Origin of the sequence: Paraburkholderia sp. 32 (assembly GCF_050435345.1) — a bacterium.
Taxonomy (GTDB): domain Bacteria; phylum Pseudomonadota; class Gammaproteobacteria; order Burkholderiales; family Burkholderiaceae; genus Paraburkholderia; species Paraburkholderia tuberum.
Genome location: NZ_JBNDKD010000003.1, coordinates 2,504,542 through 2,517,683, shown reverse-complemented (window position 1 = coordinate 2,517,683; position 13,142 = coordinate 2,504,542). Strand labels below are relative to the sequence as shown.

At 65.1% G+C, this 13,142-nt stretch carries 11 protein-coding genes and 1 tRNA gene; 2 read left to right on the top strand and 10 right to left on the bottom strand.

Annotation, left to right across the window (positions count from 1 at the left end):
* Positions 1 to 55 precede the first annotated feature (55 nt).
* Together mrdA and rodA are read left to right on the top strand one after the other, a co-directional pair.
* Positions 56 to 2,431 (top strand): penicillin-binding protein 2, encoded by a 2,376-nt coding sequence (gene mrdA / locus OKW26_RS34470; protein ID WP_429356412.1) that lies wholly within the window; start codon positions 56 to 58, stop codon positions 2,429 to 2,431.
* 10 nt (positions 2,432 to 2,441) lie between these two features.
* On the top strand, positions 2,442 to 3,590 hold the full coding sequence (gene rodA, locus OKW26_RS34465; RefSeq protein WP_187612101.1) for a rod shape-determining protein RodA: 1,149 nt from the start codon (positions 2,442 to 2,444) through the stop codon (positions 3,588 to 3,590).
* 83 nt (positions 3,591 to 3,673) lie between these two features.
* Here rodA and OKW26_RS34460 read toward each other — a convergent pair whose 3' ends face one another.
* The 10 genes from OKW26_RS34460 to rsmB all read right to left on the bottom strand — a co-directional run bounded on the left by OKW26_RS34460 (position 3,674) and on the right by rsmB (position 12,978).
* The gene (locus tag OKW26_RS34460; protein WP_409340037.1) at positions 3,674 to 4,375 is read right to left on the bottom strand and encodes a tetratricopeptide repeat protein; all 702 of its coding nucleotides are present in this window, start codon (positions 4,373 to 4,375) and stop codon (positions 3,674 to 3,676) included.
* 29 nt (positions 4,376 to 4,404) lie between these two features.
* Positions 4,405 to 5,187, bottom strand: coding sequence for an HpcH/HpaI aldolase family protein (locus OKW26_RS34455; RefSeq protein ID WP_090802233.1), 783 nt, complete (start codon positions 5,185 to 5,187; stop codon positions 4,405 to 4,407).
* Between the two features lie 191 nt (positions 5,188 to 5,378).
* Positions 5,379 to 5,834, bottom strand: coding sequence for a 6-carboxytetrahydropterin synthase QueD (gene queD, locus OKW26_RS34450; protein ID WP_184061034.1), 456 nt, complete (start codon positions 5,832 to 5,834; stop codon positions 5,379 to 5,381).
* 9 nt (positions 5,835 to 5,843) lie between these two features.
* Positions 5,844 to 6,476 carry a 7-carboxy-7-deazaguanine synthase gene (gene queE, locus OKW26_RS34445; protein WP_184060905.1) on the bottom strand — a complete coding sequence of 211 codons (633 nt, stop codon included), beginning with the start codon at positions 6,474 to 6,476 and terminating at the stop codon, positions 5,844 to 5,846.
* 64 nt (positions 6,477 to 6,540) lie between these two features.
* Positions 6,541 to 7,272, bottom strand: coding sequence for a 7-cyano-7-deazaguanine synthase QueC (gene queC, locus OKW26_RS34440; protein WP_429356411.1), 732 nt, complete (start codon positions 7,270 to 7,272; stop codon positions 6,541 to 6,543).
* A 395-nt stretch (positions 7,273 to 7,667) separates the two neighbouring features.
* Positions 7,668 to 7,743 (bottom strand) — tRNA-Phe (locus tag OKW26_RS34435).
* A gap of 93 nt (positions 7,744 to 7,836) precedes the next feature.
* Positions 7,837 to 8,526 (bottom strand): response regulator transcription factor EsaR, encoded by a 690-nt coding sequence (gene esaR / locus OKW26_RS34430; protein ID WP_184051110.1) that lies wholly within the window; start codon positions 8,524 to 8,526, stop codon positions 7,837 to 7,839.
* Positions 8,527 to 10,953 (bottom strand): ATP-binding protein, encoded by a 2,427-nt coding sequence (locus OKW26_RS34425; RefSeq protein WP_429356410.1) that lies wholly within the window; start codon positions 10,951 to 10,953, stop codon positions 8,527 to 8,529.
* Complete coding sequence (locus OKW26_RS34420) at positions 10,943 to 11,542, bottom strand: DUF4390 domain-containing protein (RefSeq protein ID WP_184025788.1); 600 nt, start codon at positions 11,540 to 11,542, stop codon at positions 10,943 to 10,945. Before OKW26_RS34420 ends, OKW26_RS34425 begins: the two co-directional genes overlap by 11 nt.
* Positions 11,539 to 12,978 carry a 16S rRNA (cytosine(967)-C(5))-methyltransferase RsmB gene (gene rsmB / locus OKW26_RS34415; protein ID WP_429356409.1) on the bottom strand — a complete coding sequence of 480 codons (1,440 nt, stop codon included), beginning with the start codon at positions 12,976 to 12,978 and terminating at the stop codon, positions 11,539 to 11,541. The genes OKW26_RS34420 and rsmB overlap by 4 nt, the downstream gene beginning before the upstream one ends.
* Between the last annotated feature and the right edge of the window lie 164 nt (positions 12,979 to 13,142).

Below are 13,142 nucleotides of genomic sequence, written 5' to 3'. Positions count from 1 at the left end.
GGCCAGTTTGGGCGCACACTCTTGATGGCCGCATGCCGGCCTTTTGCAGAATCGCATGACCGAATTCAAGGACACTCAACAGCAGCTCACGAAATTCCGCCTGCGCGTCGCGGCGGCTGGCCTGTTCGTGTTTGTCTGCTTCGGGCTGATCGGCTTCCGCTTCCTGTTCCTGCAGGTCTGGCACTACAGCAAGTACTCGCTGCAAGCCGATGAAAACCGCATCTCCGTCGCGCCGATCGTGCCGAACCGCGGCATCATCACCGACCGGAACGGCGTCGTGCTCGCGAAGAACTACTCGGCCTATACGCTCGAAATCACCCCGTCGAAGCTGAACGACACGCTCGATAACGTGGTCGACAACCTCGCCACCGTCGTGTCGATCGATGCGCGCGACCGTCGCCGCTTCAAGAAGCTGCAGGAAGACTCGAAGAACTTCGAAAGTCTGCCGATCCGCACGCGCCTGACCGACGACGAAGTCGCGCGCTTCACCGCGCAGCGCTTCCGCTTCCCTGGCGTCGAAGTGCGCGCGCGGCTGTTCCGCCAGTACCCGCTCGGGCCGACCGCCGCGCACGTGATCGGCTACATTGGACGGATTTCGCAACGCGACCAGGACCGCATCGACGACGCCAGCGATCAGAACGACAGCGATCCGGATCACTACGATCCGCGTCTTGACGCGAACAACTACAAGGGCACCGATTACATCGGCAAGATCGGCGTCGAGCAGAGCTACGAGACCGAGCTGCACGGCCAGACCGGTTTCGAGGAAGTCGAGGTGACGGCGGGCGGCCGCCCGGTGCGTACGCTGTCGCGCACCCAGGCGACGCCGGGCAACAACCTCGTGCTGTCGCTCGACATCGGCCTTCAGCAGGTCGCCGAGCAGGCGTTCGCCGGACACCGCGGCGCGCTCGTCGCGATCGAGCCGTCCACCGGCGACGTGCTCGCGTTCGTGTCGGCGCCGAGCTTCGATCCGAATTCCTTCGTCGACGGCATCGACCAGCAGACCTGGGACGAGCTGAACAACTCGCCCGACCATCCGCTCCTGAACCGGCCGCTGCACGGCACCTATCCGCCGGGCTCGACCTACAAGCCGTTCATGGCGCTCGCCGCGCTGACGCTGCACAAGCGCACGCCGAGCTGGGGCTTCCAGGACCCCGGTTACTACACGTTCGGCGGCCACACGTTCCGCAACGACGTGCGCTCGGGCCAAGGCTGGATCGACATGAACCGCGCGATCGTCGTGTCGAACGACACGTACTTCTACATGCTCGCGCACGATCTCGGCGTCAACAACATCGCGAACTTCATGAAGCCGTGGGGCTTCGGGCAGATCACCGGCATCGACATCGCCGGCGAAGCGAAGGGCATCCTGCCGTCGACCGACTGGAAGCGCCACGCATACCGCCGCCCCGAGCAGCAGAAGTGGTACGAAGGCGAAACGGTCAGCCTCGGCATCGGCCAGGGCTACAACTCGTTCACGATCCTGCAGCTGGCCCATGCCACCGCAACGCTCGCGAACAACGGCGTCGTGATGAAGCCGCACCTCGTGCGCGACATCGAGAATCCGATCACGAAGGACACGCGGCCGGTGGTGCGCGATCCGAGCGACAAGATCGCGGTCAAGCAGCAGGACATCGACTTCATCAAGCGCGCGATGGAAGGCGTGGTCACGAACGGCACGGCGGCCAAAGTGTTCGCGGGCGCGCCATATCAGGCGGCCGGCAAGACCGGTACCGCGCAGGTGTACTCGCTGCAAGGCGCGAACTACAAAGGTCACGCGGTTGCGGAGAATTTGCGCGATCACGCGCTGTTCATCGCCTTCGCGCCGGCCGATCAACCGAAGATCGCACTCGCGCTGGTCGTCGAAAACGGCGGCTGGGGCGCGGAGGCGGCCGGTCCGATCGCGCGCAGGGTGCTCGACTATTACCTGGTCGGCAAGACCAAGCCCGGCGCGGAAGAAGCGGCCGTCGCGGTAGCGGCATCGACCACGCTCGAAGCATCCGCGCCGCAGGTCGGCGATACGCCGGCCTCGCATGAGGCCGCTCACTCGCTCAAGATTGCGGCGGGCTTTACGGCACTGCCGATGCCAGGGGCGGCGGCTGCCGCTGTGGCCTCCGGTGCGTCGGCGGCCGTTGCGGCTTCGGGCGCGAATGGCGCGTCTGCGCCGGTGGCGGCGTCGGCTGGCGCGGCGGCAACGGTGCCGGCCAGCGCGCCGGCAGCGGCTTCGGCCAGCGCGGCGCGCGCGGCCTCGGCGGCCAGGCCGGCTTCGGCTTCGTCCGCGGCAAAGAAATCCGCGTCGCGTACGTCCGGCGCCCCGCACCAACCCCGTCCGGCAAGCGAGCCGGCGCCGAGCGTCGCGGCACCATCGCGCGAGGACAGCTTCCAGGGCGCGTCGCCGCGCCAGCCGGCCGCCGGCGGCATCGACGAATAAGGAGAAAGGCATGCAATTCGACAAGCGCGCCTGGCTCGAGCGCATCAAGCGGATGTTCGTAGGCTTCGACCGTCCGCTCGCACTGATCGTGTTTCTGCTGCTGTGCGTCGGCATCGTCACGCTGTACAGCGCGACGCTCGACATGCCGGGCCGCGTCGAAGACCAGTTGCGCAACATCCTGCTCACCTTCGTGCTGATGTGGGGGCTCGCCAATGTGCCGCCCAATACGCTGATGCGCTTCGCGGTCCCGCTCTACGCGTTCGGGATCGCGCTACTGGTCGCAGTCGCGATGTTCGGCCTTACGCGCAAGGGCGCGAAGCGCTGGATCAACGTCGGCGTGGTGATCCAGCCATCGGAAATCATGAAGATCGCCACACCGCTGATGCTCGCCTGGTACTACCAGCGCCGCGAAGGCGTGATGCGCTGGTACGACTACCTGGTCGGCTTCGTGATCCTCATCGTGCCGGTCGGCCTGATCGCGAAGCAGCCCGACCTCGGCACGGCCGTGCTCGTGTTCGCGGCCGGCCTGTTCGTGATTTACTTCGCGGGGCTGAGCTTCAAGCTGATCATGCCGGTGCTGATCGCGGCCGTGATTGCGGTTGCGTCGATCGCGGCGTTCCAGGACAAGATCTGTCAGCCCGAAGTGCAGTGGCCGCTGATGCACGACTACCAGAAGCACCGCATCTGCACGCTGCTCGATCCGACCTCGGACCCGCTCGGCAAAGGCTTCCACACGATTCAAGCGGTGATCGCGATCGGCTCGGGCGGCCCGCTCGGCAAGGGTTGGCTGAAGGGTACGCAGGCGCATCTGGAGTTCATCCCCGAGAAGCACACCGACTTCATCTTTGCGGTGTTTTCGGAAGAGTTCGGTTTGGCAGGCGGAATCGTGCTGCTCACGCTGTACATGCTATTGATCGCGCGCGGGCTCTACATCGCGGCCAACGGCGCGACATTGTTCGGGCGATTATTGGCCGGCTCGTTGACGATGGCATTCTTCACGTACGCGTTCGTCAATATCGGCATGGTGAGCGGGATTCTGCCGGTGGTCGGCGTGCCGTTGCCGTTCATGAGTTACGGTGGCACCGCGCTGACTACATTGGGCGTCGCGATCGGGCTGATCATGAGCGTCGCGCGACAGAAGCGGTTGATGCAGAGCTAACCCGTAGCTAGCGGCACGCAGCAAACGACAATGCAAAAAAGGGGCGCTCGTTGCGAGCGCCCTGTTGCTTTATTGCTGCTTCATTACTGCGGCTTCACTTCCTTCTGATCGCGCAGCTGCGCGCTCAACTGCTGATACTTCAGGCGCGCGGCCGGATCGCCCTGCGCCGCCGCGGCCGCGTAATACGCGCGCGCCACATTCAGATTCCGGTCGACACCATCGCCGCCACGCTCGTAGAACGAGCCGGTCACGTACTGCGCGGTCATGTCGCCGCCCTGCGCCGCTTTCTTGTACCAGACGAACGCCTGCTTGTTGTCACGCTCGGTACCGCGTCCGTCGAGGAACTGATTCGCGAGCGCGAGCTCCGCCTGCACATGGCCCTGCGCGGCCGCCTTCATGAACCAGCGATGCGCCTCCACCGGATCGCGCTCGACGAACTCGCCATCGTCGTACATCTTGCCGTACACGTATTGCGCGTGCGACATGTTCGCGTCGGCGGCCTTGCGCAGCCACTTTTTGCCTTCGTCGACGTTGACCGGCGTGCCTTCGCCGTTGAGCAGCATCATCGCGTAGTTGAACTGCGCAAGCCGGCTGCCGCGCTCGGCGGCCTGGCGGAATTCGCTCAGCGCCGCGCCAAGGTTGCCGGCGTTGTAGTCGGCCACCGCGGATTGCGTCTGCGGATCGTTCGCCTTGGCGACGCGATCCTGTGCATACGCGGCGTTCCACGCCCCAGTCGCGAGCAGCGCCGCCGCCATGGTCACTTGCGCGGTCACTCGCGTGATCATCCGCCCGGCGCCCCCCTGCACTCTGCCGTTCATGACCTCACCTCCTGTAATGCCTGGCGCGTCGCGCGCAACATCCAGATCACGTCGGCGGCTAGCGCGACGAAGCGAAAACCGGCGTCGCGATGCTGCCGCGCGCTCGCCACGTCCATCGCGAAGATGCCGGCGGCAATGCCGGCCTTGTCCGCCGCGCTGACGATACGCGCCATCGCCGCCTGCACGTCCGCGTGTTTCGCGTCGCCGAGATGACCAAGGCTCGCGGCGAGATCGGCCGGCCCGACGAACAGGCAATCGACGCCCGGCGTCGCCGCGATCTGCTCGACCTCCCGCAAACCGCGCGCCGATTCGATCTGCACAATCGTCGCGATCTGTGCGTTGGCCGTCTGCACGTAATCACGCCGCATGCCGTAACCGGCCGCGCGCACGACGCCCGCGACGCCGCGCAGGCCGTCGAGCGCCTCGGCGGTCGGATATTGGGTGAGCCGCACGGCGCGTGCCGCGTCTTCGGCGGATTCGATGTTCGGGAACATCAGCGTGCGCGCGCCGGCGTCGAGCACGCGCTTGACGAGCCACGGCTCGCTCGCGGGCACCCGCACCACCGGCTCGCTCGGCAGATGGGCGGCGGCAATCGCGCGCAATTGCGACTCGACGCCGCCGCTATCGTTGGGCGCGTGCTCCATGTCGATCAGCAGCCAGTCGAAGCCGGCGTGCGCGAGTGCTTCCGCGGCGGCCTCGCTGCCGAGCGACAACCACAGCCCGATCAGCGGCGCGTTGTCCTTCAGACGTTGTTTGAGGGAGTTGGTGAAGGTGCTCATCGGCTGGCCTCGCGCAGGTTTGCAATGCGAAGCGGGGCCAGATAGTGGATCAGGCAGGCACCGGGGCGCTGACGGCCTCGTTGCCTGCTGCGACGCGATGCGGTGACCGGCATGTCTCGCTCCGTGTGTTGGTCGGAACGATCATACCGTGACAATAACGCGAGAGTTCGTTCGCGTGGCGGGGCGTGGATTCAGGTGGGAAGCGAGTCGCGGACCACCTCGGCCCAGCAATTCGGCGTCTCGTACAGACGCACTTTGTGCAGGCGCAGGTTCACGCCGTAGTGCGCGTCGTAGACGTTCGCGAGAATGTCGAACGCAATCGCGGCGAGGTTTTCGACGGTCGGAATGCGATCGATCACGACCGTCTTGTGATCCGCCATGCTGTCGAGGAAGCCACGCACCTGCGTGTCGCCTTCGTAGACGAGAAACGCGTGGTCCCACTTGTCGACCAGGTGCTCGTTGGCGAGCGACTTCACGTCGGCGAAGTCCATCACCATGCCGCGATCGGGCGCGCCTTCGGTGTCGACCAGATCGCCTAGCAGCGTGATTTCGAGCACGTAGCGATGGCCATGCAGATTACGGCACTGGCTGCGGTGATCGGGAATGCGGTGGCCCGCGTCGAATTCGAGTTTTCGGGTAATCGTCAGCACGGCAAATCAGGGAATGTTCAGATACTTGTGAGTCTGCATCGACAGGCGCCACTGCGGATGACGTTTGCACCAGTCGATCGCGAGCTTCGTGTTGATGTCGCGCGACGGGCCGTCCATCGGCTGGACGAGGAAATACTCGAAGTCGAGCTTGGCGTAGTCGTCGAGGCGCTGGTTGTCCTGCGGGATCACGACTTTCAGTTCGTTGCCCTTCGTCACGACGAGCGGCGCGTCGGCCTTCGGGCTCACGCAGATCCAGTCGATCGTGTCGAGCACCGGCAGCGAGCCGTTGGTCTCGATCGCGATCTCGAAGCCGGCCGCGTGCAGCGCGTCGACGAGCGGCTGATCGAGCTGCAGCATCGGCTCGCCGCCAGTGCACACGACGAAGCGTTCGCCCTCGCCTTGCGGCCATTGCGACGCGATCATCGCGACCAGTTCGTCGGGGGTGCGGTACTTGCCGCCGTTCTCGCCGTCGGTGCCGACGAAATCGGTGTCGCAGAAACGGCAGACGGCGTCCGCGCGATCCTCTTCGCGGCCGGACCACAGATTGCAGCCCGCGAAACGGCAGAACACGGCCGGCCGCCCGGCATTCGCGCCCTCGCCCTGCAACGTGTAGAAAATTTCCTTGACCGCGTACGTCATGCTGCTTTCTGTCCTGTGTTCCTGAATCAATGATGCTCAATGATGGGCGCTCTCGCGCGAGCCGTCAGACCGGCTCGGTGACTTTTTCGCCGGCGAGGTAGGCCTCATAGCCACGTTTGCGCAACCGGCATGCCGGGCATTCGCCGCAGCCGAAGCCCCATGCGTGCAACTCGGCCCGTTCGCCGACGTAGCAGGTATGCGTCTCGACGCGCACCAGTTCCACCAATGCGTCGCCGCCGAGCTCGCGCGCGAGGCGCCACGTGTCGGCCTTGTCGAGCCACATCAGCGGCGTCTCCAGCGCGAAACGCGCGTCCATGCCGAGATTCAGCGCGACCTGCAGCGCCTTCATCGTGTCGTCGCGGCAATCGGGGTAGCCCGAGAAGTCCGTCTCGCACATCCCGCCGACCAGCACCTGCAAACCGCGCCGATACGCGATGGCCGCGGCGATCGTCATGAACATCAGATTGCGGCCCGGCACGAACGTGTTCGGCAACCCATTGGCCGTGGCTTCGATTTCGATCTCGCGCGTCATCGCGGTGTCGCTGATCGCGCCGAGCAGCGACAGGTCGATCGTGTGATCGTCGCCGAGACGATCGGCCCACGCCGGAAACGCACGCACGACGGCCTGACGGAATCCTTCGCGGCATTCGAGTTCGACACGATGACGCTGACCATAATCGAAGCCGACCGTTTCGACCGTGTCGTAACGGTCGAGCGCCCACGCGAGACACGTGGCAGAATCCTGGCCGCCGGAAAACAGCACGAGCGCGCTACGCTTAGCGTCTTTGCGGATCACCGTGATACTCCGTGAATGAGAGTGCCACGTCGCGCTGCGCGAGGTGCGCCATGCAAGCAACGCGGCGCGACGTGTGCCGGCACTGTGCCGGCCCAAAGCAGTATAGGTCGCGCGTTGCGCGGGAACGTGGCTGGGCGCTTATACCGCCGATCGTCGGGCGAAGGATTGGGTGCTTCGGTGCGACATGCTCGGCACTGCATTCGCGCGGTGCACGACCGCGTGCGACGCCTGCATGCAAGTCCTTGAACTGGCGCGATTTTATCACGCGACACCGAATGTCGCCGACGCCAGCTGTCCCACCCGCGCGGCTTCAACTGCATGGCAAGCCGAAGTGACGACTTGTCCGCCAAACGGAAAAGCCCCAGGGAATCTTGCGATTTCCTGGGGCCGAATCCTGGTGGCCTGGGGCGGAATCGAACCACCGACACGCGGATTTTCAATCCGCTGCTCTACCAACTGAGCTACCGGGCCAACGAAGAACGAAACTATATCAAGCGATCCGCAGTTCAGCAAGCCCTTTCATAAATAATCTGCCGGGCCGCGTTCGCATGCAACACGTGGCGCTCACTCCCCTTTGTTCTTGCCGAGATCGACGCCGAGTTGCTTCAGCTTGCGATAAAGATGCGTGCGCTCGAGACCGGTCTTCTCCGCGACACGCGTCATGCTGCCGTTCTCGCGCGCGAGGTGATATTCGAAGTACGCGCGCTCGAACGCATCGCGCGCATCGCGCAGCGGAATGTCGAACGAGATCGACGCGGTTTGCGCGACGAGCGTGCCGCCGCCGACGCCATCGGACGACAGTATCGGCAACGCGGCCGCCGACGCGACTGACGATGCGCTGACCGGCAACGCCGGCTTCGCAGCCACGCCGCCAGGCACGGCCGCCGCGTTACCACGCGCGAGTCCCTGCTCGACCGCCTTTAATAGCTTCTGCAACGCGATCGGCTTTTCGAGGAAGTTGAGCGCGCCGATCTTGGTGGCCTCGACCGCGGTGTCGATCGTCGCGTGACCGGACATCATGATCACGGGCATCGTCAATTGACCTTGCGCGGCCCATTCCTTGAGCAGCGTCACGCCGTCGGTGTCCGGCATCCAGATGTCGAGCAGCACGAGGTCCGGCGCCTGACGCAGACGGAACTCGCGCGCCTCCTGCGCGTTTTCAGCGGCCTCCACGACGTGTCCCTCGTCGCTGAGGATCTCCGAGAGCAGTTCCCGGATGCCCATTTCATCATCTACCACCAGGATGGTTGCCATTTACGCTGCCCTTGTCTGCACTGTTGCTTTTGTCGTTCCCTGCGACGCGCCGCCGTGCGCCGGATGGGCACCCGAACCAGGTGCACCCGGCTGCGCGGAGTCGTCCGCCAGTTGAAGGAAGAGAATCGAAATCTGCGCGCCTTCGATCACGTCGCCGGCCTTCATGCGATTGCGAATGTCGATGCGCGCGCCATGTTCGTCGACGATCTTCTTGACCATCGCAAGTCCCAGACCCGTACCCTTGGCCTTGGTCGTCACGTACGGCTCGAACGCGCGCGTGAGGATACGCGCGGGGAAGCCTGGTCCGTTGTCCGACACTGTCAGACGGACCGCGACGCGTGCCTTGCCTTGCGCGTCGGGGTCTCCGTATTCTACTGTCCTCGTCTCGAGCAAAACACGCGGATGCGCGACTTCGGCGACCGCGTCCTGCGCGTTCTGCAGCAGGTTGTGGATCACCTGACGCAACTGCGTCGCGTCGCCGCGTATCGCGGGCAAGGCCGCCAGCTCGACCTGGATCGCGCCCTTGCCTTCTTCGATACCGTACAGCGTGAGCACCTCGCTGACCAGACCATTCAATTGCAGATGCGCGAGTACCGCGGGCGGTGTGCGCGCGTAGTCGCGGAAATCGTCGACCATCTGCTTCATCGCGGCGACCTGATTGACGATCGTCGTCGCGCCGCGCTTCAGCACGTCCGCATCCGACGGCGCGAGCTTGTCGGCGAGCTTCATCTGCAATCGTTCGGCCGACAGTTGAATCGGCGTGAGCGGATTCTTGATCTCGTGCGCGAGGCGCCGCGCGACTTCGCCCCATGCGATCGAACGCTGCGCGGAGATCACGTCGGAGATGTCGTCGAACACGATCACGTAGCCCGCGGTCTGCATGCCTTCAGCGTCGCGCTCGTTCGCCGCGACGAGGCGCGCGCCGCGCACGAGCAGCGTGAGCGGCTCGGTTTCGCCGGGCACCGGCACCGAGAACTGCTGCTGCCAATGGCCGTTGTCGTCATGGCTGTCTTCGCTCGCCGCTTCGCGATCGGCGAATGCCTTGCGCACCATCGCGCCGAATTCGCCGAGCACGCCGATCTGATCGAGCGACGAGCCGAGCACCGTCTGGAACGGCTGACGGAAAATCCGCTCGGCGCCTCGATTCGCGGTGGTCAGCCGGAATTGCCGGTCGAACACGAACACACCCGCGGTCAGGTTCGCGAGGATGCTCTCGAGATACGCCTTCGAATGCTCGAGCGCGATACGATTTTTCTCGACCGCCCCGCGCGCTTCCGACAACTGCCGCGTCATCGCATTGAACGACTGCGTGAGGAAACCGAGTTCGTCGCGCGACTTGATCTCGCGCTTTGGCGTGTAGTCGCCCTCGGTGATTTCCTTCGTGCCCTGCGCGAGCAGGAATAGCGGCCGCGCGAGCTGATTGCCGAGCGCCAGCGCGAGCATCATCGCGATGAAAGTCGCGAGAAACAGCGACAGGGTCAGCGTGCCGATGTACATCTTGCGCAAGCCGGTGCGGCCGAGCGCCTTCTCCTGATACTCGCGATACGCGCGCTGCACCGAGTCGGCATTGCGCGCGAGTGTCGTCGAGACCGGCTGCGTCAGTTGCAGGAAGCGCTCGGCGGGCTGCAATAGCGACGCGTTCGCATCGGGAATACGCTGCACCACGCGCAGACGCAGCGCTCCCTTGCCGCCGTGCGCATTCGGATCGCCGTCCACTTCGCCTTCGATCGCCGCATAGCCGTGGCCACGCGCCTGCTCGATCATCAGCGGTGTCGGCAGATCGTTCGGCAGCAGCATCGCGTAGTTGCCGGACGCCTGCGCGACCACGTGCATGTCCGGCGTCGCGCCAGACATGCTGCGGGTCGGCTCGACGATCGTCGCGTCCTGCACACCGAACTGGTCGCGCAAACGCAGCAGCGTCAACGTGGTGCCGGCCGCATCCGCACTCGCGAGCTGCTCGGACATCAAACGCGCCTTCGTCTGCAGATCGGACAGCGACGCGTCGAGCATGCCGCGCCCGAGGTTGAGGCCGGACGCGAGCGCGGTTTCGACGTTCACGTCGAACCACGACTCGATGCTGCGCGACACGAACTGATACGACACGATGTAGATGATGCCGCCCGGCACCACACCGACCAGCGCCATGAAGAACGCGAGCTTCGCGAGCAGCCGTGTGCCGAATTTGCCCGTGCGTAATCGCACGATGATGATGACGACGAGCGTCGCCACCACCAGCAGAAAGATCAACGCGACCGCGACGTTGGCCGCATACAGCCACTGGTAATAGCGGTCGAAGAATTCGGTGTTCGCGCTGGCGGCGGCCAGCAACACGAGCAGCAACACGGCCGTCACCGCGACCGTCGACACGAGCACGCGCACGACGATGCTGCTGACACTGGTGGAAGATGAGCGCACTTTATTTAGCACGATCGGCGGCCGTGAAAGTGAAGCGCTTCCAATCGGAGGCGAGGTTCCAGTCGCGGTTGTTCACCGCGTCGATCTGGAACGGCTTGGGCATCAGCCCGATGTCGAGTTGCATGCGCACGGACGCGTTATAGGTTTCGCCGACCCGCACCTGATTGCGGTCGATCACGTGCCACGACGTCACGTGCTTGATCACCGCGAGCGCATCGTTGAGCGTGGAAAAGCCGAGCTGCAAGCCGCCCGACTGCACGCTCGACACGCGATATTCGCGCGTGAGTGGCTGGAACGACAGCCGCAAACTTTGCGACACGCTGACCGGCTGCTCGTCGAACCAGTACCAGCGCGGCCGGCTCAGTTCGAAATCGGTCGTGAAATAAAGCGGAATGCCTTTGTTGACCGCGTCTTCGAGATTGCTGTTCAGCTGGAATTCGAAATGCGCGTCGAGACTCCAGCCGCCGTTGTCGGCCTGCAGCGACGCCCGCTGCACCGCTATCGAGTCAGCGTGCGCCGCGCCCGGCGCTGCAAGCCAGACGGCCAGCGCGATCCAGAGCACGGCAGCGAGCCGAAGCGGGAAGAAGCGTTTTATGGTCACCGTTTCTGAAAGCGCGCGTAGAAAAATCCGTCGTGGTCTGAGTTCGTGCCGGCGCTGAATTCAGCGGGTCGTCCAGCATGAGAACCGGCCGATGGGTCGGCGGGCGCGCGGGCAACTGAGGGTAAAAGCTGCCCCGGCGCGTCCAATCGTACCGCATCCTGGTGCTGGTTTCCAAACCACTGTGCCTGCAACTCGCCCTCTTCGGGGAAGATCGAACAGGTGACGTAAAGCATCTCGCCGCCCGGTTTCACGAGCGGCCACAGCGCGTCGAGAATGCGGCGCTGTTCGGCGACGAGCGCGGCGATATCGGACTGACGACGCAGCCAGCGAATATCCGGATGACGCCGCACGATGCCCGACGCCGAGCACGGCACGTCGGCGAGGATGCGGTCGAACGGCTGGTCGAGGTCGTCGTGCCACTGCGCGGGGTTGCCCGCGTCGCCGATGCGCACTTCCGCTTCGAGCTTCAGACGCCGCAGGTTTTCGCCGATGCGGCGCGCACGAGACGCATCGCTTTCGAGCGCGACCAGTTGAACGTTGGCGAGTTCGAGCAGATGCCCGGTCTTGCCGCCAGGGGCCGCGCATGCGTCGAGCACGCGCATGCCGTCGCGCACGCCGAGCAATTGCGCGGCGAGTTGCGCCCCTGCGTCCTGCACGGACACGACACCTTCGCTGAAGCCCGGAATGCGCTCGACCGGCATTGGCGTCGCGAGCGTGACCGCGTACTCGCCAGCCTTGCTTGCGGCGATCTGCTGGCGTTGCAGCACTTGCAGATAGGCGTCGACCGTCGAATGGCGCGCGTTCACGCGCAACGTCAGCGGACCTTGCGTGTTGCCGGCGGCCAGCACCGATTGCCACGCCTCGGGCCATGCGCGCTTCACCGCGTCGATCCACCAGGCCGGATAGTTCCAGCGCGCTACTTCATCGGCTTGCACCGAGGCGAGCAACGTGTCGCGCTCGCGCAAGAAGTTGCGCAGCACCGCGTTGACGAGCCCCTTCGCGAACGCGAACTCGCGACGCGCGCCAATCACCCTGACCGCCTGGTCGACGACCGTGAACGGCGTGTAGGCGGCGCTCGCTTCGTCGTCGACGAGCAGCGCGAGCGCGCACGCGAGCACATGCGCGACGTGCGGCGGAGGCGCCTTCTTCACCAGCTTCGCGATCAGCCACTCGGCGGTTGCGAGACGGCGCAGCGTGCGATAGGCGATATCCTGCACCGCGCCGCGCGCCGCTGCGGCGTTGTCCTCGGGCACCGCCACGAAAACGCTTTGCAGCGCCGCGGGCAAGGCCGCCCCGAGACGCACGGCGCCGACGGCCTGGGCCGCGCAATCGAGTGCGAACCCGAGCGATTCGGGCGACAGTTGCAGCGTCGACAAACGGGATTCGCGCGAACGCGCCGACGAGAAAGCAGAACGCGAAGAAGGCTTTGGAGTCATGAAGGGAGCAAGGGCAAGCCGCACGGTGCGCGCGGCGCAATCAGCGCACATTGTAGCGTGGCGCCGGTGGGGCGCTGCCATGCGTGGGTGGTGGCCGCAGACGCTGTCGTGCAGTGGCGACGAACGGTGTGAAAAAAAACGGGCCTCGCGGGCCCGCTCTTCAG

Coding starts and splice junctions, on each gene's coding strand:
- OKW26_RS34460 (WP_409340037.1), bottom strand. CDS start 4,375: ATGATCACGCGAGTGACCGCGCAAGTGACCATGGCGGCGGCGCTGCTC.
- rodA (WP_187612101.1), top strand. CDS start 2,442: ATGCAATTCGACAAGCGCGCCTGGCTCGAGCGCATCAAGCGGATGTTC.
- OKW26_RS34455 (WP_090802233.1), bottom strand. CDS start 5,187: ATGAGCACCTTCACCAACTCCCTCAAACAACGTCTGAAGGACAACGCG.
- queE (WP_184060905.1), bottom strand. CDS start 6,476: ATGACGTACGCGGTCAAGGAAATTTTCTACACGTTGCAGGGCGAGGGC.
- rsmB (WP_429356409.1), bottom strand. CDS start 12,978: ATGACTCCAAAGCCTTCTTCGCGTTCTGCTTTCTCGTCGGCGCGTTCG.
- esaR (WP_184051110.1), bottom strand. CDS start 8,526: ATGGCAACCATCCTGGTGGTAGATGATGAAATGGGCATCCGGGAACTG.
- mrdA (WP_429356412.1), top strand. CDS start 56: ATGACCGAATTCAAGGACACTCAACAGCAGCTCACGAAATTCCGCCTG.